17 protein-coding genes and 1 pseudogene are annotated in these 24,564 nt (G+C 69.5%); 6 read left to right on the top strand and 12 right to left on the bottom strand.

The features are described 5' to 3' along the window. Nucleotides 1-1,006: glycoside hydrolase 43 family protein (locus G6048_RS00610; RefSeq protein ID WP_206341009.1), on the bottom strand; the 1,006-nt coding region annotated here is incomplete at its 3' end. A gap of 468 nt (nucleotides 1,007-1,474) precedes the next feature. Between G6048_RS00610 and G6048_RS00605 the strand changes: the two genes are divergently transcribed. Further along, nucleotides 1,475-3,121 (top strand): glycoside hydrolase family 27 protein, encoded by a 1,647-nt coding sequence (locus G6048_RS00605; protein WP_165337399.1) that lies wholly within the window; start codon nucleotides 1,475-1,477, stop codon nucleotides 3,119-3,121. 112 nt (nucleotides 3,122-3,233) lie between these two features. Next, on the top strand, nucleotides 3,234-4,037 hold the full coding sequence (locus G6048_RS00600) for an alpha/beta hydrolase family esterase (protein WP_408056104.1): 804 nt from the start codon (nucleotides 3,234-3,236) through the stop codon (nucleotides 4,035-4,037). A 261-nt stretch (nucleotides 4,038-4,298) separates the two neighbouring features. Here G6048_RS00600 and G6048_RS00595 read toward each other — a convergent pair. Beyond that, nucleotides 4,299-4,714, bottom strand: a pseudogene (locus G6048_RS00595) (transposase); the annotation flags it as partial. 64 nt (nucleotides 4,715-4,778) lie between these two features. Further along, the gene (locus G6048_RS00590; RefSeq protein WP_165337398.1) at nucleotides 4,779-5,522 is read right to left on the bottom strand and encodes a FadR/GntR family transcriptional regulator; all 744 of its coding nucleotides are present in this window, start codon (nucleotides 5,520-5,522) and stop codon (nucleotides 4,779-4,781) included. Between the two features lie 105 nt (nucleotides 5,523-5,627). Here G6048_RS00590 and G6048_RS00585 point away from each other — a divergent pair, with 105 nt between their 5' ends. Both G6048_RS00585 and G6048_RS00580 read left to right on the top strand, forming a co-directional pair. Next, nucleotides 5,628-7,364: an IlvD/Edd family dehydratase gene (locus G6048_RS00585; protein WP_165337397.1), complete on the top strand. Its 1,737-nt coding sequence runs from the start codon at nucleotides 5,628-5,630 to the stop codon at nucleotides 7,362-7,364. 44 nt (nucleotides 7,365-7,408) lie between these two features. Continuing rightward, nucleotides 7,409-8,596 carry a fumarylacetoacetate hydrolase family protein gene (locus G6048_RS00580; RefSeq protein WP_165337396.1) on the top strand — a complete coding sequence of 396 codons (1,188 nt, stop codon included), beginning with the start codon at nucleotides 7,409-7,411 and terminating at the stop codon, nucleotides 8,594-8,596. 153 nt (nucleotides 8,597-8,749) lie between these two features. Here G6048_RS00580 and G6048_RS00575 read toward each other — a convergent pair whose 3' ends face one another. From G6048_RS00575 to G6048_RS00560, 4 genes are all read right to left on the bottom strand, one after another. After that, the gene (locus G6048_RS00575; RefSeq protein WP_165337395.1) at nucleotides 8,750-11,131 is read right to left on the bottom strand and encodes a beta-xylosidase/alpha-l-arabinosidase; all 2,382 of its coding nucleotides are present in this window, start codon (nucleotides 11,129-11,131) and stop codon (nucleotides 8,750-8,752) included. Between the two features lie 64 nt (nucleotides 11,132-11,195). Next, nucleotides 11,196-12,089 (bottom strand): carbohydrate ABC transporter permease, encoded by an 894-nt coding sequence (locus G6048_RS00570; protein ID WP_165337394.1) that lies wholly within the window; start codon nucleotides 12,087-12,089, stop codon nucleotides 11,196-11,198. A gap of 1 nt (nucleotide 12,090) precedes the next feature. Continuing rightward, a complete protein-coding gene (locus tag G6048_RS00565) occupies nucleotides 12,091-12,993 on the bottom strand; it encodes a carbohydrate ABC transporter permease (protein ID WP_165337393.1) in 903 nt (300 codons plus the stop codon). After that, nucleotides 12,990-14,306 (bottom strand): extracellular solute-binding protein, encoded by a 1,317-nt coding sequence (locus G6048_RS00560; protein WP_165337392.1) that lies wholly within the window; start codon nucleotides 14,304-14,306, stop codon nucleotides 12,990-12,992. Before G6048_RS00560 ends, G6048_RS00565 begins: the two co-directional genes overlap by 4 nt. An 817-nt stretch (nucleotides 14,307-15,123) precedes the next feature. Here G6048_RS00560 and G6048_RS00555 point away from each other — a divergent pair. After that, complete coding sequence (locus G6048_RS00555) at nucleotides 15,124-16,152, top strand: LacI family DNA-binding transcriptional regulator (RefSeq protein WP_165337391.1); 1,029 nt, start codon at nucleotides 15,124-15,126, stop codon at nucleotides 16,150-16,152. Between the two features lie 93 nt (nucleotides 16,153-16,245). On the opposite strand, the gene exaC is transcribed toward G6048_RS00555, so the two are convergent. The 5 genes from exaC to xylB form a co-directional block, all read right to left on the bottom strand. Next, nucleotides 16,246-17,769 (bottom strand): acetaldehyde dehydrogenase ExaC, encoded by a 1,524-nt coding sequence (gene exaC / locus G6048_RS00550; RefSeq protein ID WP_165337390.1) that lies wholly within the window; start codon nucleotides 17,767-17,769, stop codon nucleotides 16,246-16,248. Between the two features lie 153 nt (nucleotides 17,770-17,922). Next, complete coding sequence (locus tag G6048_RS00545) at nucleotides 17,923-19,227, bottom strand: GAF domain-containing protein (protein WP_165337389.1); 1,305 nt, start codon at nucleotides 19,225-19,227, stop codon at nucleotides 17,923-17,925. Between the two features lie 121 nt (nucleotides 19,228-19,348). Further along, complete coding sequence (locus G6048_RS00540; RefSeq protein ID WP_165337388.1) at nucleotides 19,349-19,960, bottom strand: N-acetylmuramoyl-L-alanine amidase; 612 nt, start codon at nucleotides 19,958-19,960, stop codon at nucleotides 19,349-19,351. Nucleotides 19,961-20,376: 416 nt separating this feature from the next. Continuing rightward, on the bottom strand, nucleotides 20,377-21,585 hold the full coding sequence (locus G6048_RS00535; protein ID WP_165337387.1) for an ROK family transcriptional regulator: 1,209 nt from the start codon (nucleotides 21,583-21,585) through the stop codon (nucleotides 20,377-20,379). A gap of 83 nt (nucleotides 21,586-21,668) precedes the next feature. Then, the gene (xylB, locus tag G6048_RS00530) at nucleotides 21,669-23,114 is read right to left on the bottom strand and encodes a xylulokinase (protein WP_165337386.1); all 1,446 of its coding nucleotides are present in this window, start codon (nucleotides 23,112-23,114) and stop codon (nucleotides 21,669-21,671) included. 165 nt (nucleotides 23,115-23,279) lie between these two features. Here xylB and xylA point away from each other — a divergent pair, with 165 nt between their 5' ends. After that, nucleotides 23,280-24,446, top strand: a complete 1,167-nt coding sequence (gene xylA, locus G6048_RS00525; RefSeq protein WP_165337385.1) for a xylose isomerase — start codon at nucleotides 23,280-23,282, stop codon at nucleotides 24,444-24,446. The last annotated feature ends 118 nt before the right edge of the window (nucleotides 24,447-24,564 follow it).

Below are 24,564 nucleotides of genomic sequence, written 5' to 3'. Positions count from 1 at the left end.
GCGGAGGGGGCACGGCCGGGCTGGGATACGAGGTGCCCCACGCGCCGTCGACGAGTTGCACGACCGGCCAGCCGTCCGCGGTCCAGGTCACCGGGGCCAGGGCGGGCATCCGGCCACCGGGGTACGCGTCCACGAAGGCCATGTAGTACCAGGCACCGCTCTGCGTCTGCACCAGCCCGCCCTGGTGCGGGACACCACCCCCGGGGATCGGCCCGCGCAGGTCGAGAAGGACCTGCCGCATCGTGTACGGACCGAAGGGGCCGCTCGACGACTTCAGGATGTACTGCCCGTTCGCGGGGCGGGTCAGGAAGATGTAGTACTGCCCGTTGATCTTGTAGAAGCGGGCACCCTCCAGGGTGCCGACACTCGGCGGTGTCGTGAACACCTGCTGCGTGCGGACCTGGTTGCGGCCGTCGGGCGAGAGCTGGGCCACGTTGATGGTGGTGTTCCCGTACGCCACGTACAGGGTGTCGTCGCTGTCGACGAGCAGCCCCGCGTCGAAGTAAGGGGTGCTGATCGTCGTAAGCCTGCTCCATGGCCCTTCGGCGGCGGTGGCCGTGTAGACGTACGACCTGGCGAAGTCGATCTGGCCGAGCCAGTAGAACGTCCTGTTGCTCGGCCGGTAAGCCAGTGACGACGCCCAGATACCTCTGACATAGCCGCGAGCACCGTTCAGGTCGTACTTGGCGCCGAAGTCGAGCACGGGCACCGAGTGGCCGGCGATCTCCCAGTTGACCAGGTCGTACGAGCGCAGGACGGGTGCGCCTGGCGAGTAGTGCATGGTCGAGGCCGAGGCGTAGAAGGTGTCACCGACGCGGATGACGTCGATGTCCGCGAAGTCCTGCCAGATCACCGGGTTCGTGAAGGCCGCCGCGGTCGCGAGGGCCGGCCCTTGGGCGGAGGCGGTGCTGGGGGCCGCTGTCGGAGGAAGCAGGGAACCGGCGGCCAGGCCGGCGGCGGCGGCCAGTGCGCGGCGACGGGACTGAGCTTGATGAGTCCATGACATTTTCACGCGGCATACCCCTTCTGTGGCCCAGCCGTTGATGGTTGGAGTTGCCCGGAGGTGCCCTGCTCGGTTCGCGCGGAGCGGCTGCTCTGTGTACGAGACGTCGAACATGGATCGGCTTGTCGCGCATTCTGGATGCTAAGCAGTTGGAGAACCTCGTCAATACCTCTCGCATGAATCGTTGAGATCTCCGAAACATTCGAGGTGCCTGATTTCGTGTCTCCGCAGGCCAGTTGACTCGATGATGCAGGTGTGCCACCTTGCGCGGTCTGCGTGGCCGAATCATGGAGGTGGTTCGGCGAAGGGTGTTGACATGTTCGATCGCTTCCCTAATATCCGTGAGGCTCTTGAGTTTCCGAATGGCTCACGAAATTTCGAACGGCCTTTCTTTCTCCTGTGCAGTGTCATGGACGTGACATCGATCTTCGCGTCACCCTCCATGGCGCCCTTTCGCCAAAGGAGCCCTTGGTGCCCAGACGATCGGGCGGACGACTGCTCCGCCTCCTCGCGACCACCGTGCTGACAGTCGCCGCGTCCGTGACGGCCTCCGCTCATCCCACCGCCTCGGCCGCGCCCGGCAGCCCGGCCCTCACCCCACCGTTGGGCTGGAACAGCTGGAACAGCTTCGGGTGCGGGATCACCGAGGCTCAGGTCCGCCAGGCCGCCGACGCGATGGTGTCCTCGGGCATGCGGGACGCCGGCTACCGGTACGTGGTGGTCGACGACTGCTGGTTCGACCCGCAGCGCGACGCGGCGGGCAACCTGCGGGCCAACCCGACCAAGTTCCCCAGCGGGATGAAGGCACTCGGGGACTACATCCACAGCAAGGGCCTGAAGTTCGGGATCTACCAGGTGCCGGGCGAGCGCACCTGCGCGCAGACGACCGGCGCCTATCCCGGGGCGACGGGCAGCAGGGGGCACGAGGTCCAGGATGCCAACACGTTCGCCTCGTGGGGTGTCGACTACCTCAAGTACGACTGGTGCTCCTCCGAGGGCACCCGTGACGAGCAGGTAGCGCGGTTCTCGCTCATGCGCGACGCCCTGCGCGCCACCGGGCGGCCGATCGTCTACAGCATCAACCCCAACAGCTTCCACGCCATCACGGGCGCCACGTACAACTGGGGCGAGGTCGCCGACCTGTGGCGGACGACCGAGGACCTGCTCGACATCTGGCAGAACGCCAACACCAACAGCTATCCGATGGGAGTCGGCAACGTCCTGGACGTCACCGCGCCGCTGGCGGCGCAGTCGGGTCCCGGGCACTGGAACGACCCCGACATGCTGGTCGTCGGCCGTCCCGGTCTGTCACTGACCGAGTCCCGTTCCCACTTCGCCCTATGGGCGCTGATGGGCGCCCCGCTCATGGCCGGCAACGACATCCGCACCATGTCCGCCGACGTGAGCGCCATCCTGCGCAACCCGCGTCTGCTGGCGGTGAACCAGGACTCGCTGGGCGCGGGCGGGCGCAGGGTGCGCGACGACGGCGGCACCGAGGTGTTCGCCAAGCCCCTGTCCGACGGGTCGGTCGCGGTGGGCCTCTTCAACCGGGGAGAGGGCACGGCGACAGTCACCACCACGGCCGCGCAAGTCGGCCTGTCCGGCGGGCAGTTCACCCTCACCGACCTGTGGACCGGCGGTACGTCGAGCACGACGGGGCAGATCTCGGCGAGCGTCCCTGCGCACGGCGTGGCCGCGTTCCGGGTGACCGGGGGCAGCCCGCTGGCCGCCACCACCTCGCGGCTGCGCGGCAACGCATCCGGCCGCTGCGTGGACGTGGACAACGCCTCGACCGCCGCCGGGGCCACGGTTCTGCTGTGGGACTGCCACACGGCCGCCAACCAGCTGTGGACCACGTGGGCCGGCGGCGAGATCCGCGTCTTCGGCGACAAGTGCCTGGATGCCTACAACCAGGGCACCACCAACGGCACCCGGGTCATCACCTGGCCCTGCAACGGCCAGAACAACCAGAAATGGACCGTCGGCTCCGACGGGTCGATCCGCAACGTCCACGCCGGGCTGTGCCTCGACGTCAACGGCACCGGCACCGCCAACGGAACCCCGCTGGTCCTGTGGACCTGCAACGGCCAGGCCAACCAGAAGTGGACCCGCGCGTGAGCAACCGCGGCTTCAGAAGGGGAGTTTCACGATGACTAGGAGAAGATCCCTCTTAGGACCGCCGTGCTCGCGGTGCTGCTCGTCCTGACCCTGGGAGGCACGGCGCTGGGCAGTGCCCCCCCGCGAGAACGCCCCGCGCACGGCCTCCGACACACCGGCCGCATCCGGCGCCGCCTCCCCGAGCTCCGGTTGCGGCAAGACCCCCACCCTGACGAGCGGAACGCACACGATCCAGAGCGGTGGCAAGAACCGGAACTTCATCCTGCGGATCCCGGACGGCTACGACCGCAACCGTCCCCACCGGCTGGTCTTCGGGTTCCACTGGCTGGGCGGCACCTCCACCGACGTCGCCACCGGCCGCACCGTGGAAACGGGCACCTGGGCCTACTACGGGCTCCAGCGACTGGCGAACAACAGCACCATCTTCGTCGCACCCCAAGGCCTCAACAACGGCTGGGCCAATGCCGGTGGGGAGGACGTCACCTTCGTCGACGACATGCTCAGGCGCATCGAGACGGATCTGTGCGTCGACACGACACAGCGCTTCGCCCTGGGATTCAGCTACGGCGCCGCCATGTCGTACGCCCTGGCCTGTTCCCGCGCGACGGTCTTCCGCGCGGTCGCGGTCCAGAGCGGCGGGCAGCTCAGCGGTTGCAGCGGCGGCACTCAGCCCATCGCCTACCTCGGGGTGCACGGCCTCGGGGACAACGTCCTCGGCATCTCCGGCGGTCGGGCGCTGCGGGACAGGTTCGTCAGGAACAACGGCTGCACCCCCCCAGAACCCGCCGGAGCCGGCCCAGGGCAGCCTGACGCACCGGGTCACCGCCTGTTCGGGCTGCTCGGCCGGGCATCCGGTCGTCTGGGCCGCCTTCGACGAAGGACACATCGCCGCTCCGCAGGACGGGGCCGCAGGTGACAGTGGATCCAGGACCTGGTTGCCGCAGGAGGTCTGGAAGTTCTTCACACAGTTCCAGACCTCCAACCCGCCGCCGGTGACGGCGACCCCCCGCCGAACTCCTACACCCTCAACGGCACGGCCTGCGCCGCAACGGTGACTGTGCCGAAGTGACCGACGGTTCGTCGGCGCCCGACCAGGCGCTCTCCGCCTCCGGCTGAGCACCGGGTCGGGCGGCGGGCGGGGCGCGTCGCTCCACGGATGGCGCGCACACCGCGGGAGGGGGTGGGGGCGGAGATCCGAGAGCAGGTGGATGCCGCCGCTGTCGTCGGAGTCACTCGCCGCGGTCACCCGGACGGCCGGCAACAGGCCGGGGGTGTCGACGCCGATGTCAAGCGCGCAGGCGCTCGGCTCGGGATCCCGGCCTTCGGCTTCACGCACGAGGTGCCGCAGCACGCCGTTGAGCTGGTCGAAGATGCCTTCCTTCTGCCGGGCGGCGAAGTAGCCGTACACCGTCTCCCAGGCCGCGAAGTCGTGGGGCAGGTAACGCCAGGGGATCCCGGTGCGGTCACCGTAGAGGATGGCGTCCATGATGCGGCGCAGGTCGTGCCCGGCGGTCGGTCGATGTCCAGGCCCTTGCCCCTGGCAGCCCCGCAGCGCGGACTGCGGTCGGCTTGGCCGGTGGGCCGGACGAAGATCTCGTCGGCGTCGACCGCTTCCGTGCCCTTGCCCGCGGCACTGCCTTGTCGCAGCCGTGACAGGTCATACGGCATCGCTGGGCATTCCGGGTGACTGGGCGATCTCCTGCTCGGCGGCTTCGATGATGGCCAGCACGGCGGCCGCCGCGGCCGCGGGATCGCGGGCCTCGACGGCTTGCACGATGGCGCGGTGACCCGGCAGCGAGGCTTCCACCGCGCCGGGGGTCTGGGTGCTGACGAGGAAGCTGTGTTCCAGCGCGATGTCGACAGCGCGGCCCAGTGAGCCGAGGAGACGGTTGCCGCTGGCGTCGAGCAGGGCCCGGTGGAAGGCGATGTCGGCCTCGACGTAGCCGCTGCGGCCGGGCTGCGCCGCCGCGGCCTCCATGGCCGCCAGGGAGTCGTACAGGACTCGTACATCGTCGGGGCCGGCCCGGTCCGCAGCGAGCCGGGCCGCCTCGGGCTCGACGATCCGGCGCAGTTCACCCGTGTCGCGCAGCAGAGTCGTGGCGTCCCCGGCCTGTTTCCAGCGCAGCACGTCACGGTCCAGGTGGTTCCAGTGCTCCGGGGGCAGCACGCGCGTGCCGGTGCGCGGGCGTACGTGCAGCATCCCCTTGGCCACCAGTGCCTTGACCGCTTCCCGCACCACCCCTCGGCTGACGCCGATCTCGGCCGCGAGCGCGTCCTCGACCGGCAACGGATCCCCCGGCTCCCACGCGCCACCCACGATGCTCCGTCCGAGCTCGTCGACCACGCGCTGATGCGTGGTCAGGAAGTGCACCACGACTTCTGCTGACCCCCTGGACGTCATTCATCGAATCATTTAATGATTGCATGACAGGGTACGGCCTGCGGGTCCTCACCCGACAACGCCCCATCGCGAAGCGGACGACGCCAGAGCCACGGGAGTGCCTGCATGACCGACAGTCAGAAGACGAGCCGCCGCAGCCAGGCATGGTTCGGTGCACGGGGCCGCAGCGGGATGGTGTACCGCTCTTGGATGCGCAACCAGGGATTCGGGCACGAGGTGTTCGACGGGCGTCCCGTCATCGGTATCGCGACCAGTGCCTCCGAACTCGCCCCGTGCAACGCCCATCTGACACGCGTCGCCGAGGCCGTCAAGCGCGGCGTGTGGCAGGCGGGCGGCCTGCCCCTCCAGTTCCCCGCCATGGCCACCGGCGAGACCCTGATGCGCCCCACCGCCATGCTGTACCGCAACCTCATGGCCATGGAGGTCGAGGAGCTGATCCGGGCCAATCCGCTCGACGGTGTCGTGCTGCTGTCCGGCTGCGACAAGACGACCCCCGCCATGCTCATGGGCGCTGCCAGCGTCGATCTGCCCGCCGTCATGGTCACCGGCGGGCCGATGCTCAACGGCAAGTACCGGGGCCAGGACGTGGGATCCGGCACCCACGTGTGGAAGTTCGAGGAGGACCTGAAGACCGGCCGGATGACCGAAGAGGAGTGCTTCTTCGCGGAAGGGTGCATGGCCCGTTCCAACGGGCACTGCATGACGATGGGAACCGCCTCGACGATGGCCTGCATGGCCGAGGCGCTCGGCATGCAGTTGCCGGGCTCGGCGGCCTGGCCCGCGGTCGACTCCCGGCGGATGGAAACCGCGCAGGCGGCGGGGCAGCGCATCGTACGCATGGTGGAGGAGGAGCTGCGCCCCTCGCAGATCCTGACTCGGGAGGCGTTCGAGAACGCCATCCGGGTCAACGCGGCCATCGGCGGCTCCACGAACGCCGTCATCCATCTCACCGCCATCGCCGGACGCGTCGGCGTCGAGCTGAGCCTCCAGGACTTCGACGACCTGGTCCGCGCCGTGCCGACCCTGGTCAACCTGATGCCCAGCGGCAAGTACCTCATGGAGGACTTCTGCTACGCGGGCGGCCTGCCGGCCGTCATGGCCGAGCTGCTCGGCGGCGAGCTGCTGCACGGCGAACAGATCACGGTCACCGGACGCACCATCGCCGAGAACACCGGGAATGCCGAACGCGTCGACTCCGACGTCATCACCGGCCTCGACGTCCCCTTCCAGCCGGCCGGCACCGGTATCGCCGTCCTCCGCGGCAACCTGTGCCCCGACGGCGCTGTGATCAAGCAGTCCGCCGCGTCACCGCACCTGCTCACCCACCGCGGCCCCGCGCGCGTCTTCGACTCCCCCGAGGCCTATCACGAGGTGGCCGACGACCCGGAACTCGACATCGACGAGAACACCGTCATCGTCATCCGTAACGCCGGCCCCAAGGGCTACCCCGGCATGCCCGAGGTCTCCAACGTCCCGCTGCCCGCCAAGCTGCTGAAGGCCGGCGTCAAGGACATGGTGCGCGTTTGCGACGGCCGGATGAGCGGCACCGGGTACGGGACAGTGGTCCTGCACGTAGCGCCCGAGGCCGCCGTCGGTGGACCTCTCGCCCTGGTGCACGACGGGGACCCGGTCGTCCTCGACGTCCCGAACCGCTCCCTGCGCCTGGACGTGGACGACGCCGAGCTCACACGACGCCGGCAGACGTGGAAGGCACCCGCTGAGCGGCACACCAGCGGCTACGCCTGGCTTTACACCCAGAACGTGGAACAGGCCGACCAGGGCGCCGACTTCGGTTTCCTGCGCGGAAGCCGTGGACACGAGGTTCCCCGCGACTCCCACTGAGTCCCAGGTGACCGCACCCCCTCGAACCCAGGAGAGCATCGATCGTGGAATCGGCAGCAGCGCGCCCTCGTCCGGTCCTTACGGCCGGCTCCGTCCTGCCGGCGGACGCCGACCGAGCCGCCCTCGTCGCGCGCGTCCACAACCCGGAAGGGGACGGACCGTGTGTGGCCGCGGTCCGCGGCGAGCAGGTCGTCGACCTGACCGCCATCGCGCCCACCGTCTCCGACCTCATGGAACGCGACGACGCGGCGGCAGTCGTCCGCGAGGCCGACGGCGGACATGTCTGGCGCCTGGACGAACTGCTTGACGCACCGGCCGGCCGCCGTGACGTTCCGCGTCTGCTCGCCCCCATCGACCTGCAAGTGATCAAGGCCGCGGGCGTCACCTTCGCCCGGAGTCTGCTGGAACGCGTCATCGAAGAGCGCACGGGCGGCGATCCGGCGCAGGCCGCGCGGGTACGGGCCCGCGTCGGGCAGGTCGTGGGTGGCACGCTCGACGGCATCCGTCCCGGATCGCCGGAAGCGGTCAAGGCCAAGGAACTGCTCGTCTCCGAAGGACTGTGGTCGCAGTACCTGGAGGTCGGGATCGGGCCGGACCCGGAAGTGTTCACCAAAGCCCCGGTACTGTCCGCGGTCGGCACCGGCGCCGACATCGGCGTGCTCGGTGCCTCGGTGTGGAACAACCCTGAGCCTGAGGCCGTCCTCGTCGTGGACTCGCGCGGCCGGGTACGCGGCGCGACGCTCGGTAACGACGTCAACCTCCGCGACATCGAGGGACGCAGCGCCCTGCTGCTGTCCCGTGCGAAGGACAACAACGCCTCATGCGCGATCGGCCCGTTCGTCCGCCTGCTCGACGAGGACTTCGACCTCGACACCGTACGCGGGATCGACATCGACCTCCGGATCGACGGCACGGACGGCTACGTACTGCGTGGCAGCAGTTCCATGCGCGAGATCAGCCGCGACGTACTGGACTTGGTGGCCGCCACGCACGGCCCGCACCATCAATACCCGGACGGCTTCGTCTTGTTCACCGGAACGCTGTTCGCCCCCACCGAGGACCGACAGGCACCCGGCGCGGGCTTCACCCACGAGTACGGCGACATCGTGCGGATCTCCAGTCCGCGACTCGGCGCTCTGGTCAACACCGTCGTCCCCAGCGAGCAGGCCGCGCCGTGGACGTTCGGCGTACGAGCGCTGATGCGCAACCTCGCCCGGCGTGGCGTGCTGTGAGACGACGAAGCTCGGGCGATACCGATAGGGCACCCCGGAAGCACCGGGCCCCGACCACCACATGCCTGGCCCTGCGGTCCCGTGTGCACAGCTCTGCCGCTGCCGCTGCCGCTGCCGCTGCCGCTGCCGCGACGTGCGCTGCGCACGCCCGGTTCATGCCCGGGCAACCGGCTCCTTCCCGATCGTGGCGTGCAAGCGCCGCGTGTGATCCACATGGCGCTCGGTTCCGGTCAGCGTGACCCTGGCCGTCAGGCGCGGATCCGCGCTGGAGGCGGCCAACCGCACTTCCAGCTCGCCCGGTTCGACGACGCGCCGACCGTCGCGTCCGGTGAAGGAGGCGAGGTCGGCCGGGACCGTGGCACGGAGGCGCCGGGCCTCGCCCGGCTTCAGTTCGACCCGGGTGTAGCCGACCAGGCGCTGCACCGGCTGGACGACGGAGGCGACCGGGTCGTGCAGATAGAGCTGGACGACTTCGGTTCCGGACCGCTCGCCTGTGTTGCGGACGGTGAAGCTGAGGGTGAACTCACCGTCCGTCGGAGCCTCCTGGACGTCCACGGTCAGGTCCGTCCAGTCGAACCGCGTGTAGGACAGACCGTGACCGAAGGCGAACGCGGGGGTCGGGTCGATGGTGGACACCTCGCTGACGTGAGCGAGCCGCGCCCCGAGGTACGTGGCCGGCTGGGAGCCCGGCCCACGCGGCACGCTGACCGGGAGACGTCCGGAGGGATCGGTACGGCCACTGAGCACCCTGGCGATCGCGTGAGTGCCCTCCTCACCCGGGAAGAAGGACTGCACGATCGCAGCGGACTCCTCCACGGCGCGGCCGAGGGCGTACGGTCGTCCCGCGAGCAGCACGGTGACCACGGGTGTCTCCAGGTCGAGCAGGGAGTCGAGCAGTTGCTGCTGCGCGCCGGGCAGCAGCAGCGAGTCGACGTCACATCCCTCGCCGCTGGTGCCCCGCCCGAAGAGCCCGGCGCGGTCGCCGAGCACCACCAGGGCTATGTCGGCCTCGCGTGCCACTCGGGTGGCCTCGCGGATGCCGGAGAGATCTCCGTCATCGATTCCGGTGCCGCGGGCGACCGTGATCTCGGCGTCGGGGAACTCGGTGGCAAGAGTGTCGCGCAGCGTGGGCAGCTCGATTCCGAGTGGGGTACCGGGGTGGCGGACGCCGATGTGCTGGGGGAAGGAGTAGCAGCCGAGTACGGCGCTGGGCTCGTCGGCGTTGGGACCGAGCAGGGCGATGCGGCGCGGCCTCTCGAGCGGCAGGGTGCCGTCGTTGCTCAGCAGCACGACCGCTTCCTCGGCGATCGTGCGAGCCAGCGCGCGATTCTCCGGACCGTCCAGGTCGATTCGGCCGCGCAGGGCGGCCGGGTCGTCCAGGTCCACCCCGTCGAGCGCGGCCGGCACGGGGCTCCAGTCCGGGTCGAGTAGGCCGAGCATCGCCTTCTGGGTGAGTGTCCGGCGCAGGGCGCGATCGACCAACGTCTCCGGTATGCGGCCGTCGGCGACGGCCTCGGCCAAGGGCGCGCCGTAGGTTTTGACATTGGGCAGTTCGACGTCGATGCCCGCGCGCAGCGCCGTGCCGGCGGCGTCGGCCCAGTCGGCTGCGATGCCGTGCAGCGTCTTCAGGAAGGCGATGGCGAAGTAGTCGGCGACGACAGTGCCGTCGAAGCCCCACGTGTCGCGCAGCAGCCCGGTGAGCAGATCCTCGTCGGCCGCCGAGGGCATGCCGTCGGTGTCGGTGTAGGCGTTCATCACCGACCGCGCGCCGCCTTCACGGATCGCCATCTCGAAGGGAGGCAGCAGAACGTCGGCGCGTTCACGCGGGCCCATGGAGGAGGGAGCGAGGTTACGGCCGGCGCGAGAGGCCGAGTAGCCGGCGAAGTGCTTGAGGGTGGCGACGATCCCGGCGGACTCAAGGCCCTGCACGTATGCCGTCCCGATGGTGCCGACGAGGTACGGGTCCTCGCCGATGGTCTCCTCGACCCGGCCCCAGCGGGCGTCGCGCACCACATCCAGGACGGGCGCGAGTCCCTGGTGGACGCCGACGGCACGCATGTCGCGGCCGATGGCGGCGGCCATGCGCCGCACCGTGTCCGGATTGAAGGTGGCGCCCCAGGACAGCGGAACGGGGTAGGCCGTCGCCCCCCAGGCGGCGAAGCCGGCCAGACACTCGTCATGCGCGAGAGCGGGGATGCCGAACCGGTTCGTGGCGGCGATACGGCTCTGGGTACGGGCCAGGGAGAGTGCACCCAGGGCGGGGTCGACCGGGACCGTGCCGAAGGGCCGGGTCAGCTGGCCCAGTCCGTTGGGCAGGAGCGCGTCGAGATCGACGGCCTCCTCCATGTCGTGCTGGTGGGGGGCCACTTCACCGCCCTGATCGGAGGCGCCCACCCACACTCCGTACAGCTGGGCGATCTTCTCCTGAAGGGTCATCGCGTCGATCAGGGCGTCGACTCTCGCGGTGACGGAAACGGTGGGGTCGTTCCAGAGGAAGATTCCGGTGGTGTTGTCTACAGCCACGTTGGCTTTCACTTTCCTCCAACGCGCGTCAGCCCCTTGGCCAGGGCGACGGGCGAACAGGTAGACGAGCAGTCGGTCAACGGCTGAATCCGGCGGTCAGACCGCTCAGTAGCTGACGGCGGCCGAACGCGTACAGGATGATCAGGGGCAGGGTGGTGAGGACGACGGCGGCCAAGAGGGCGGGGACGTTGACCCCGTACTCGCCCTGGAAGGTCCACAGGGCGAGCGGCAGAGTCCGCTGGGAAGGGCTCTGGGTGAGGATCAGCGGCAGCAGGAATCCGTTCCAGATGGTCAGCGCGTTGAAGATGGTCACGGTGAGGATGGCCGGGCGGGTGAGCGGCGCTGCCAGGCGCCACAGCGTCCCCCACTCGGTGGCTCCGTCCACCCGCATCGAGTCGAACAGCTCCTTGGGCACGTCGCGGATGAAGTTGGCGAGTATCAGCACGGACAGCGGGATGGCGAAGGCGATCGACGGCAGGATCAGCGCCAGCAGGCTGTCGTACAGCTGCAGCTTGATGATGATCAGATAGACGGGGATGGCCGTCGCCTGCAGCGGGATGGCGAGGCCCATGAGGAACATGCCGTTCGCCACGCGCAGGAACCGCATGCGCCAGCCGCGCACGATGGCGTAGGCGGCCATGAAGGAGACCGCGACCGCCGGCACCACCGCGCCGGCGGTGACCACGACGCTGTTCCAGAAGTAGCTGATGAAGTCGGACTCGAAGACCAGCTCGTAGTTGTCCAGTGTGGGGTCGGTCGGCGGCGCCAGCGGGTTGCTCGCGTAGTAGTCGCTCCGGGCCTTGAGACTGGTGATGAGAATCCAGTAGAGGGGTACGACGACGACGGCGAGCCAGAGCCATCCGGCCAGACCGCCGAGCCAGTTGCGCCGGCGGGCGGTGGCACCGGGACGGTGCCCCCGCTCGCGTGGGGCGGTCTTCTGCGGTCGCGGCTTGGTCAGCGTGGTGGTCATGTCAGACTCCCTCAAGCTGGCTCTCACCGGCGTCCCGGCCTCCGAGCCTGCGCAGCAGCAGGGCGATGGCGAGGCCCATCAGGACGAGGATGACCGCGATGGCGCTGGCCGGCCCCATCAGGTCGGCCTGGAAGCCCCGTTTGTACATGTCCAGCGCGAGGACCCGGGTGGCGTCTCCTGGGCCGCCCTCGGTCAGGACGAAGATGAGGTCGAAGAAGGTGAGCGAGCCGATCACCATCAGCGTCGACGAGGTGATGATGGTGTATTTGAGCTGGGGCAGCGTGATGCTGAAGAACTGGCGGACCTGCCCGGCGCCGTCCAGCTGTGCGGCCTCGTACAGGGACTGCGGGATCTGCTGGACGCCGCCCTGGTAGATCAGCGAGTGGAACGGGACGAACTGCCAGGAGACGACGAAGACTACGACGCCGAAGGCGAGCCAGGGGCGCCCCAGCCAGTCCTTGCTGAGCCACTCGAACCCCAGCCCGGCGCCCAGCCCGAAGTTGGGGTCCAGCAGCGCCCTGTACGCGACCGCGATCGCCGCGGAGCTGAGCAGGAGCGGGACGAAGTAGATCAGGCTCAGCACCGCGCGGTAGCGCTGGCGGCCGGCCAGGAACGTGCCGAGCAGAATGCTCGCCGGTGTCTGAACCGCCCAGGACACGGCCATCACCAGGAACGTCACCCAGAGGGCGTGCGGCAGCCCGGGGTTGGTGAGCACCGCACGCCAGCTGGTCAGCCCGGACAGGTGGATGGTGCCGATCCCGTCCCACGTCGTGAAGCTCAGCACGAAGACGCCGACGAGCGGGACCACGGCGAAGCCGACGAAGAACAGCAGCGCCGGCACGGCCAGCCAGGGCAGGATGCTGCGCCGGCCCTCGCGCCCTGTAGAGCTCGTGAGTGCGCTCACTTGCCGATGACCTTGTTGAGATTGTCGGTGAACTGCTTCGGCGAGATGGACAGCTGGAACAGCTTGGCGATGTTGTCCAGCAGCGTCTCGGCGGCCGTCGGGCTGAGCGCCTGGTCCCAGGACTGGCCGAACGCCTTCGCGTTGCTGGCGATGCCGTAGACGAACTGCAGGAACTCGGAGCTCTCAGATTCGGCCAGCAGCTTCTCCGAGCCCTTCTGGATCGGCACCGCCCCGGTGTCGATCCACGCCTTCACCTCGTCGTCCGTGAGGACGCCGGTGGCGAAGAAGTCCTTCGCGATCTTCTTCTGCTTGGCGCTGGCCTTCGAGGAGATGGACAGGTACTGGGCGGGGTTGCCGACGGAGTTGCCCGGATCGCCCTTGCCGCCTTCGACGGGTGGGAAGTTCATGAAACCGAGGCCGTCGCTGGAGACGAAGTCTCCGCCCTCGGTCTGCTGGATGCCGTACGACCAGGAGCCCTGCAGCATCATCGCGGCCTTGTCGGTGTACAGCAGCGCCTGGTCGGCGTTGGAGTCCGCGGTGATCGAGGAGAAGCCCTTGATGAATCCGTCCGCCTTGACCAGGTCCTGCACCTTGGTCAGCGCCTCGATGGCGGCCGGGTGGGACCAGGCGTCCTTCTCGCCGTCGAAGACGGCCTGGAACACCTCGGGGCCGCCGATGCGGTCGAACAGGAACTCCAGCCACATCATGTTCGTCCACCGGGACTGGCCGCCGAGGGAGAACGGCGCTATGCCCTCCGCGTTGAACTTGGGCACCAGGGCCATGATGTCGTCCCAGGACTGGGGCGGCTCCACGCCGACGTCGTCGAAGACCCTCTTGTTGTAGAACAGGACGACCGGCTCCACGCTCTCGAACGGCATCGCGTAGATCCTGCCGTCGACGGTCGCCGCGCCGAACGAGGACGGGAAGAGCCGGTTCTTGATGTCAGGGTTCTCGTCGAACCACGGGGTGAGGTCGTCGACCTGGTCGGCCTCCACGTAGGTGCGCAGCGTGCCGCCGCCCCACCCCCAGATGATGGTGGGCGCTTTCCCGGCGCCGATGGCGGTCTTGATCTTCGTCTTGTAGGCGTCGTTCTCGAAGGTGGTGACCTCGATCTGCCCCTTGGGGTTGGCCTCGTTGAACCGCTCCACCGCACCGGACCTGACGCCTTCCTGAGGCTGGCCGCTCAGGTGCCAGTACGTGGCCGTGCCGTCGCCGCCGCCCTTACTGGGGCCGGACGAGCCGCAGGCCGCGAGGGCCGCGGAGGCCGGCACGCCGGCGGCCAGGCCGAGGAGGGTACGTCGGGAGAGCGCCATGTTTTTCTCCGCACTCGAGAGCCATCGGCTTCTCGTGAGTCATGGTGAAAGGTTTTCGTAACAGCCTTCTCCGAGCTCTGTTCGTGCAAATTAAGTTTCGGGCTGACGCCCTGTCAAGGTGTGTGCAGGCGCGTTGTCGTGCTGCCGCCAGCCGCGTAATATCGGGCAAGGACGACCCTCGAGAAGCCTTGGCAGGGACCGAAATTGTTTCGAAATCGACTGGTTGGTGACGGAGAGGCGATGCGATGGCCGCGGCTGACGCACTGTCGGTGCAGGTCATGCACAAGGTCGCTCAGTTCGGCAGCCGCTGCGTCGGCAACTGCCCGGGGCGTGTGGCCGAAGGCGGCGACAGACAGGCGGAGAGCCCACAAGTGGTGCCTCCGGACGATGTGTTCGCGGGAACCCGGGAGCGTTCCGCCGGCAGAGGTCGCCCGACATGGTCCCCGTCACCTCACCCGGGTGTACGGCGGCCGCCGGTGACCGCGGTGGAGAGCGCCGGAGTGCTTGTCGAGTCGCAGCACGCGGTCCCGGAGGAGTCCCGGACCGGCGTCCCCGTGCTTGCGCCCAGATATGGCTGGGACCGGGCGCAAGCGCGCACGTACGGGTCGCACGTGTACTGGTCGGCGTGCATGCCCCGGACCGCGTTCACCGGACGCGATCTCACACGGATCGTCGGACGTGTCGAGGTTGAAGGGCCCGTCGGCACCTCTCCGGACGAGCTCGGTGCCGGGTTGCCGTACGGTTGACCGGTTCCACCCGCATTGCCGGCCCGACCGGCAGCTCACCACACCGGTGGACGTACAGCTGGGAGGAACCGATGCGTCCGAACGCCAGGCGCACCACCTTGGCGGACATCGCCCAAGCGGCGGGAGTCTCCGTCGCGACCGTGTCCAAAGTGGTCAACGGTCGCGGTGACGTGGCGCCGCACACCCGCAGCCGGGTGCAGGAACTGCTGCATCAGCACGACTACCTCGCGCCCGTGTTCCGCCACACCGAGGTCGTCGAAAGCCCGACTATCGAGGTGCAGTTCCAGGGCGGCCTCAAGTCGTACGTGGCCGAGACCCTGGAAGGCATCGTCGAATCCGCCGCCGAATCGGGGGCCTCGGTGGTGATCAGCAAGGCGTCCCATGCCCCGCACTGGGCCCGGGACCTGGTCTCAGCCGGGCGCCGCGCCGTCATCGCGGTCACCAGCGTGTACACCACAGCGCACCTGAACGAACTGGCCCGGTCCGGGCTGCCGCTGGTGGTGCTGGACCCACTGCACCTGCCGGACAGCCGCGTCCACAGCGTCGGGTCGACCAACTTCACCGGCGGCCTGGCCGCGACCCGGCACCTGCTCTCCCTGGGGCACCGCCGCGTCGCCTATATCGGCGGACCGGCCATGGCCGTATGCAACCAGGCACGCATGCACGGCTACCGCGCCGCCATGGAGGCGGAAGGAGCGCAGGTACCCGACTTCTACGTCCAGCCCGGAGATTTCACGTACGAGACCGGGTTGCTCGGCGCCACGGCGCTACTGGGCCTGCAAGAGCCACCGACGGCGATCTTCGCAGGCAACGACGAGATCGCCCTCGGTGTCATCGAGACCGCCCGCGCCCGAGGCCTGCGCATCCCCGAAGACCTGAGCGTGGTCGGCTTCGACGACACAAACCTCGCCCAGATGGCCTCACCGCCACTGACCACCGTGCGCCAGCCACTACGGGAGATGGGTGGTGCCGCCCTGCGCACCGCCCTCCGACTGGCCAACGGCGAAAAGGTCGACTCCCACCACATCGAACTCGCCACCGAACTCGTGGTACGCGCCTCAACGGCGCCACCCCGCGGAGAGATTTCGGCGCGTAGGTAGTCGCAGGTGAGAGGTCGCATTGATGACAGCGGGTACCTACCATGTCGGGTTGCCTGGAGCGCAACGATGCCTCCAGGCAACCGACTTCAGGCTCTAGAAGAACCCAAGTTTCTTCGGACTGTATGAAACAAGAAGGTTCTTCGTCTGCTGGTAGTGCTCCAGCATCATCTTGTGATTCTCGCGGCCGATGCCGGACTGCTTGTAGCCGCCGAACGCCGCATGCGCCGGGTACGCGTGGTAGCAGTTCGTCCACACTCGGCCCGCCTGGATCGAACGGCCCGCGCGGTACGCCGTGTTCATGTCCCGCGTCCATACGCCGGCCCCGAGCCCGTACAGCGTGTCGTTGGCGATCTTGATGGCGTCGTCGAAGTCGGCGAACGACGTGACCGAGACGACCGGGCCGAAGATCTCCTCCTGGAAGATCCGCATCCGGTTGTCGCCCTGGAAGATCGTCGGCTGGACGTAGTAGCCGCCCGCCAACTCACCGTCGTACTCGATACGGTGACCACCCGTCAGTACCTTGGCGCCCTCCTGCTGGCCGATGTCCAGGTAGGAGAGGATCTTCTCCAGCTGGTCGTTGGAGGCCTGGGCGCCGATCATCGTCTCGGTGTCGAGCGGGTGCCCGGGCTTGATCTGCTCGGTGCGGGCGACCGCCGCGTCGAGGAACTCGCTGTAGTGGCCCTGCTGCACGAGCGCCCGCGAAGGACAGGTGCACACCTCGCCCTGGTTGAGCGCGAACATCGTGAAGCCCTCGAGCGCCTTGTCACGGAAGTCGTCGTCCCGCGCCCACACGTCGTCGAAGAAGATGTTCGGGGACTTGCCGCCGAGTTCCAGCGTGACCGGCTTGATGTTCTCGGAGGCGTACTGCATGATCAGCCGCCCCGTCGTGGTCTCCCCGGTGAAGGCGACCTTCGCCACGCGCGAACTGGACGCGAGCGGCTTGCCCGCCTCGACCCCGAACCCGTTGACGATGTTCACGACGCCCGGCGGCAGCAGATCCGCTATGAGGCTCATCCAGTAGTGGATGGACGCCGGAGTCTGCTCGGCGGGCTTGATGACGACCGCGTTGCCCGCGGCGAGCGCGGGGGCCAGCTTCCACACCGCCATCAGGATCGGAAAGTTCCACGGGATGATCTGCGCCACCACACCCAGCGGCTCATGGAAGTGGTACGCGACGGTGTCGTCGTCCAACTCGCCGAGCGACCCCTCCTGGGCACGGATCGCCCCCGCGAAATAGCGGAAGTGGTCGATGGCGAGGGGGATGTCGGCGGCCAGGGTCTCGCGCACCGGCTTGCCGTTCTCCCAGCTCTCGGCAACCGCCAGCTTCTCCAGATTCGCCTCCATACGGTCGGCGATCTTGAGGAGCACATCGGCGCGTGCGGTCACCGAAGTGCGGCCCCAGGCGGGGGCGGCCGCGTGTGCTGCGTCAAGCGCGCGCTCCACGTCCTCCGCCGTGCCCCGCGCGATCTCCGTGAACGCCTGCCCGTTCACCGGGCTCGGGTTCTCGAAGTACTGCCCGCGGGCCGGCGGCACATACTCGCCGCCGATGAAGTGGTCGTAGCGCGCCTGGTAGGAGACGATCGCGCCGTCGGTGCCGGGCGCTGCGTAACGGGTCATGCTGTTCTGCCTCCCGGGGAAGGACCGCCCGCCGTTGGGCGGCTCTCGGGGCGAGAGTAGGAGCGGAGACGTTGCAGGTACGTTGCGCGAGACGGCGGGGGAGTGGGCGCGGTGCGGGGCGAAAGGCGCGGCCGTGGCGGCGGGTGAGGGCCGTTAGTGTCCCGTCCACCCGCGCGGCGCCGACTGCTCGGCCTCCAGTTCCTTCAGGCGAGCCCGTACGGGCGCCGTCGGCCGCATCGCGGCGAGCGTCCGCCATACGTCGAGGTCGTCCTCGCCCCACGGCGAGTGCGCCCAGTCCGCCAGCAGGTCCGGATCGCGGCGGGAGACGAGCGCTGCGCGCAGCCCGTCGGCGAGCCTCCGACGCAGCCGCACCACATCCGGTGCCTGCGAACCGGGCAGCAGCGGCCCCGCGTACGCCCTCGCCGCCGCCGTTACGGCCCCAGTGCTGAGCCCTCGCTCCACGACCGCGATGTCCGACTCCACCGGAACCGCCAGCCGGTACGGCCGTGAGCCGAGCAGCCCCGCCCCGAGGAGCCGCCGCAACCGGGCCAGCTCCGCACGCAGGGTCACCGGCGTCACCGACTCGTCCTCGTACAGCGCGCACAGCAACTCATCGCCGGTCAGCCCCTCCGGGTGCCGGGACAGGAGCACCACGATCTCGCTGTGCCTGCGGCTCAGGCGCAGCCTGCGGCCGCCCGCCATGAGCAGCGCCTCATCGCGGCCCAGCGCGGTCAGCTCGAGCGCGGCGGTGGTGGCCGGAGCCGGTGCCAGCAGCGCCAGTTGAGACTCCGCAGCCCGCGCCACGGCCTGTACGAAACCCAGGCTGTGCGGATGCGCGAGCCCGTCCCCACCGGTGATGTCGACCGCGCCCAACAGCCGTCCCGTGCGCGGATCATGCACGGGAGCCGCAGCGCACGTCCACGGCTGCACACGCCGGATGAAGTGCTCGGCCGCGAAGACCTGCACCGGCCGGTCGAGAGCGACCGCCGTACCCGGAGCATTCGTACCGACTGCCGACTCCGCCCAGCGCGCACCCGGCACGAAGTTCATGCCGTCCGCCCTCTGGCGGGTCCCCGCGTGGCCCTCGACCCACAGCAGCCTGCCCTGCGCGTCGCACACCGCCAGGAGATGCTCGCCGTCCGACGCGAACGTGCCCATGAGTTCACGGAACAGCGGCATGACCCTGGCAAGCGGGTGCTCCGCACGGTAGGAGCCCAGGTCGCCGTCCGTGAGCTCCACGGATGCGGTGCCGTCCGGTCCCACACCGGCCCGCGCCGAGCGACGCCACGAGTCGGCCACCACGGAACGCACCGGCAGCGGCACCGTGCCCGCCGCAGTGAACGTCTCATGGGCGCGGCGCAGCACCCGTACCCTCTCGACGGGATCGGACCCCGGTTCCAGGGCCACCCATGGATCGGACAACTCGGCCTCCCCGGAAGGCGATGCGGCTGGGGACATCGTCACTCCGGCGACGAGCGCGGACAAGCGTCACGACCAGGCTCGGTACAGGGCTCGGTGCGGGCTCCCCACGGGCCGCGCTGCCTTGCCCACGGACTTCCGCACTTGAACGGCCCGCCTGTCAGGCGGAGTTGACCAGCCTTATATACCGTGTCCAGTCCCAGTGCGGCCCCGGATCGGTGTGGTCCGAGCCCGGCACTTCATAGTGCGCGAGGATGTGTGAGCGGTCCTTGGGGATGCCGTACTTGGTGCAGATCGCCGCGGTCAATCTCGCCGACCCCTCGTACATGCGGTCGGTGAAGTATCCGGGCTTGTCCACCCAGCCTTCGTGCTCGATACCGATGCTGCGTGTGTTGTAGTCCCAGTTGCCCGCATGCCATGCGGTGTCGCGCTCCCGCACTATCTGCGCGACACCACCATCGGCCGATCGCACGACGTAGTGCGCGGACACGTTCTTCTCCCGGTTCTGGAAGATCCGCAGAGTGGTCGCGTAGGTCGCCTGCGCCACATGGATGATCACGAAGTCGATGGGATGGCTCTTCGGGCGGTCGGAGACCGTGTAGTTGGAGGGGCTCGCCGGAACCCACTCGGCGGGCGCGTAGTCGAACGCCGGAGTCCGGGCGTCCGCCCGTGTGCTGGGCAGTAACGCGGTGGAGAGTGTGGCGAGGGCGGCTGTCTGCAGGACACGTCGCCTGCTGGGAAGTGACTGGGGCCAGAAGCCGGCACGGTTCAAGAGGGAACTGCCTTTCGGTGGTCAGTGGCGGTGCTTGGTTTCGCGCAGCCGGGCGTGCAGCCCGCGAGGTATCTCGCGTTCTGGCAGCCGCTCCTCGCGGAGCTTGGCCACGCACGGAATCCCTGCCGCCTCCGACCCGTTCCGACACCGCAGCAGCACTACTCCTGACATGTGAATCCCCCGATCCCCCGGGTCCTTGGACACACGGTCCATGGACAAGTCTCCGTCGCCCTGACAGCGGCGGCTCGCGTGAATTACGGTACGGCGCTTGCCGGTTGAGGAGGAAGTGGTCCGGCCAGATCCGTGGACAACGCGGGCATTGTGGATAACTCGGTCACCCACAAGGGTGATTGGGACAGGGGGCACCGCCAGGGGAGGGACCGGAAGAGATTCCACACGAGCGGGCGAGTGCAGGACTATGCTCCGCTCGCCACCGCCGCCGGATCATCGAGCACCGCCCGCACCACCGAGTGCGCGGCGCCCAGCAGCGGACCCTCTGGCCCGAGCCGTGAGACAGCCACCGCGCACGCGGGACCGGCCGTGCGCCGCGCCAACTCCCGTTCCAGCGATGGCAGCAGCCACGGGGCGAGTTCGGACAGGGCTCCGCCCAGCACCACGGCTTCAGGGTCCAGCAGATTGACCGCGCCGGTCAGCGCGATGCCGAGCGCTGTTCCGGCGTCGTGCAGAGCCCGCCGTACGACCTGGTCGTCCTGCGCGGCACGCGCGGCGAGCAGCCCGACGGCGTTCTCGCCCGGTTCCAGGCCCGCCACACGCAGTACGGCCTCCTCGCCCGCGTACTGCTCGAGACAGCCCCGCCCGCCGCACGCACAGGCCGGCCCGTCGGGACGTACCGGCACATGCCCCAACTCGCCCGCGAAACCATGCCTGCCGCGCAGCAGCCGACCGTCCACGACCACAGCTCCACCAATACCGATCTCCGCCGAGACATGCAGAAAGTCGCGCGGTGCGGCCTCGTTGAGCCAGAGTTCGGCGAGCCCGCCGAAGTTCGCCTCGTTGTCGACCGTCAGCGGGAGTTCGCCGGGTAGCAGCGCGCCGAGATCCGTGTCCTGCCAGTCGAGGTTGGGGGCCCGAACCACGGTCCGGGCGTCGCGGGCCACCAGTCCGGGCACGGCGACGGCGAGACCCGCGGGCCACAGGCCTTCCCGGTCCGCGTCGGCGACGACCTGGCGCACCAGCGCGGTCAGGTCCCTCAGTACCGGCTCCGGCGACCGGCCTCGGTTGGCGCCGCGGCGAACCGCCCGTGCCCGCACCTTGCCGCGCAGATCCACCGCGCACACGGCGAGATGGTCGACGCCCACTTCCGCGCCGATCCCGGCGGGGCCGTGCCCGCTGACGGCCAGCGCCGAGCCGGGCCGCCCCACCCGGCCGGGGCGCTCGGGCCCGAGCTCTTCGAGGAGCCCCGAGCGGATCAGCTCGTCCACGAGGGTGGAGACGGCCGCCCGGGTCAGCCCGATGCGGGAGGCGACGGCGGCACGGGACAGCGGCCCCTCGGCGCTGACGGTGTGCATCACGCGCGAGAGGTTGCGGCGGCGCATGCCCTGCTGCGTATCGGGCAGTCGGCGGCCGGGACTGCTGGGGTGGGCCTCGTGCAGCGGTGCGGTCATGCCTCCGTCAGTCCCTCGTCCGGCCGGCCCCTGTCAGGGCTGTCCTGGTCAGTGCGGGCCGAGGCCCGCAGAAGTGGGTCTCGTCAGCGCTGATCCGGTTGGCGCTCCAGCAGCGGGGCCGCGTCGGAGAGTACCCCCGCGATGCGCGCCAGTGCCTCTTCGTCACGCTCCACCGCCTCGAGTACCGGTCCGCGCGCGGTGTCCCAGCGCCGGGCCACCGCCGCCGGGTCCTCGCCGGTCAGTACGCCCGCGGCCTGCGCGGCGGCGCCGAGGGCGACCAGTTCCTTGGCTTCGGGTACTTGAACGGGGCGTCCCGACAGGCGGCGTACGGTCTGCTGCCAGGCCGTTCCGCGCGCGCCCCCGCCGATGAGCAGGATGGGAGCCGAGCGGTCCGCGTCCGCGTCGAGCACCAGGTCGAGAGCGCCGAGCAGCGAGTGGACGGCGCCGTCGTACGCGGCCTGCAGCAGCTGCCCGGGTGTCGTGTCGTGGCGCAGTCCGTGCAGCAGCCCTGAGGCGTGCGGCAGGTCGGGGGTCCGCTCGCCGTCCAGGTAGGGGAGCAGGGTCACGCTCGTGCCCGGCTCGACGGCCTGGCGGTCGATGCCCAGCAAGGTGGCGACGCGGTCCACGGCGAGCGTGCAGTTGAGGGTGCAGGCCAGCGGCAGCCAGTCGCCACGCGCGTCGGCGAAGCCGGCCACGGTCCCGGTCGGATCGGTGGGGCGGCGCGTCGAGACCGCGTACACCGTTCCGGACGTGCCGAGGCTGAGCACCGCGGTGCCCGGGCGCAGCCCGAGCCCGAGTGCGGCGGCGGCGTTGTCCCCGGTGCCCGGAGCGACCAGCGTGCCCTTGGAGAAGGGCAGGTCGCCGCTGTCGCGCACGGTTCCGACCACCTCGCCGGGCCGGACCACCCGGGGCAGCAGCGCCGGGTCGAGGCCCACGTGGCGAAGGACCTCCTCGTCGTACGTCTCGGTCCCGGACGCCCACCAGCCCGTACCGGACGCATCGCCCCGGTCGGTCGTGCCCAGTCCCGTGAGGCGCTCGGTGAGGTAGTCGTGGGGCAGCCGCACGGCCGCGGTCGCGCGGATCGCCTCGGGCTCGTTCTCGGCGAGCCAGGCCCACTTCGTGACCGTGAAGGAAGGGCCCGGCACACTCCCTGTGCGCTCGGCCCAGGCCTTCGGGCCACCCAGTTCGTCCACCAGGCGCCGGGCCTGTGGGGCCGAGCGCACGTCGTTCCACAGCAGGGCAGGGCGCACCGGGTCTCCCTGGGCGTCCAGCGTGACGAGCCCGTGCTGCTGGCCGCCCACGGACACCGCCGCGGCCTCGTGCGCCGCGTCGCCGCACTGGTGCAGCGCCTCGCGCAGCGCCTCCCACCACTGCCGCGGATCACTTTCACGGCCCGCTCCAGAGGAGACGGTGTGCGGTGCCTGTCCGCTCGCCACCACCTCTCCGGTGGCCGCGTCCACGACCAGCGCTTTGGTGGACTGGGTGGACGTGTCCACGCCGACGACGAGCGGACCCTCGGCTGCTGACATCGGGCTCTCTCCCTCTTTCCGCGGCTCCGCGGGATACGGCCTGCTTCCGGGCGCCCGGACCGACACGGTCCGGCTTTCACACCTGGTCTCTTCCCAGAGATGCCTTCGCATACTAATTTGTTAAGCGCCATGACGAAATAGTCGGAGCGAGCTAGGAGCCGCGGCATGAACTACCAGCCCACCCCCGAGGACAGGTTCACCTTCGGCCTGTGGACCGTCGGCTGGCAGGGAAGGGACCCGTTCGGCGATGCCACCCGGCGTGCCCTTGACCCGGTCGAGACGGTGCAGCGCCTGTCGGAACTCGGCGCCTACGGAGTGACCTTCCACGACGACGACCTGATCCCCTTCGGGTCCTCGGACACCGAGCGCGAGTCGCACATCAAGCGCTTCCGTCAGGCGCTCGACACGACCGGCATGACCGTGCCGATGGCCACCACGAACCTGTTCGCGCACCCCGTCTTCAAGGACGGCGCGTTCACCGCCAACGACCGTGACGTGCGCCGCTACGCACTGCGCAAGACGATCCGCAACATCGACCTCGCGGTCGAGCTGGGCGCCCAGATCTACGTCGCCTGGGGCGGCCGGGAAGGCGCCGAATCCGGCGGTGCCAAGGACGTACGCCTCGCACTCGACCGCATGAAGGAGGCCTTCGACCTCCTCGGCGAGTACGTCACCTCCCAGGGATACGATCTGCGCTTCGCGATCGAGCCCAAGCCGAATGAGCCCCGCGGCGACATCCTCCTGCCGACGGTCGGCCACGCCCTGGCGTTCATCGAGCGCCTGGAGCGGCCGGAGCTGTACGGCGTCAACCCCGAAGTGGGCCACGAGCAGATGGCCGGGCTGAACTTCCCGCACGGCATCGCCCAGGCCCTGTGGGCGGACAAGCTCTTCCACATCGACCTCAACGGACAGTCCGGCATCAAGTACGACCAGGACCTCCGCTTCGGAGCAGGCGACCTACGGGCGGCGTTCTGGCTGGTGGACCTCCTGGAGAGCGCCGGTTACGCAGGACCGAAGCATTTCGACTTCAAGCCCCCGCGCACCGAGGACCTCGACGGCGTGTGGGCGTCGGCCGCGGGCTGTATGCGCAACTACCTCATCCTGAAGGAGCGTTCGGCCGCGTTCCGTGCCGACCCGGAGGTCCAGGAGGCCCTGCGCGCCTCGCGCCTGGACGAACTGGCACAGCCCACGGCCGCGGACGGCCTTCAGGCGCTGCTCGCCGACCGAGCGGCCTTCGAGGAGTTCGACGTGGAGGCCGCCGCCGCGCGCGGGATGGCATTCGAGCGCCTGGACCAGCTGGCCATGGACCATCTGCTGGGCGCCAGGGGCTGATCCGCCCTCTCCTGGTGAGGCTCTGCGCGGAATTCCGCGGAATCATGCGATCCATGCCATGAGTCCGTATCAAGTTCCGCGCAGGGGTCGCCTGATGACCGGTTCGAGGCGAGCCTTG

It is taken from the genome of Streptomyces ureilyticus (genome assembly GCF_011045025.1).
Classification (GTDB): domain Bacteria; phylum Actinomycetota; class Actinomycetes; order Streptomycetales; family Streptomycetaceae; genus Streptomyces; species Streptomyces ureilyticus.
This window is presented reverse-complemented; position numbering and strand designations above follow the sequence as displayed.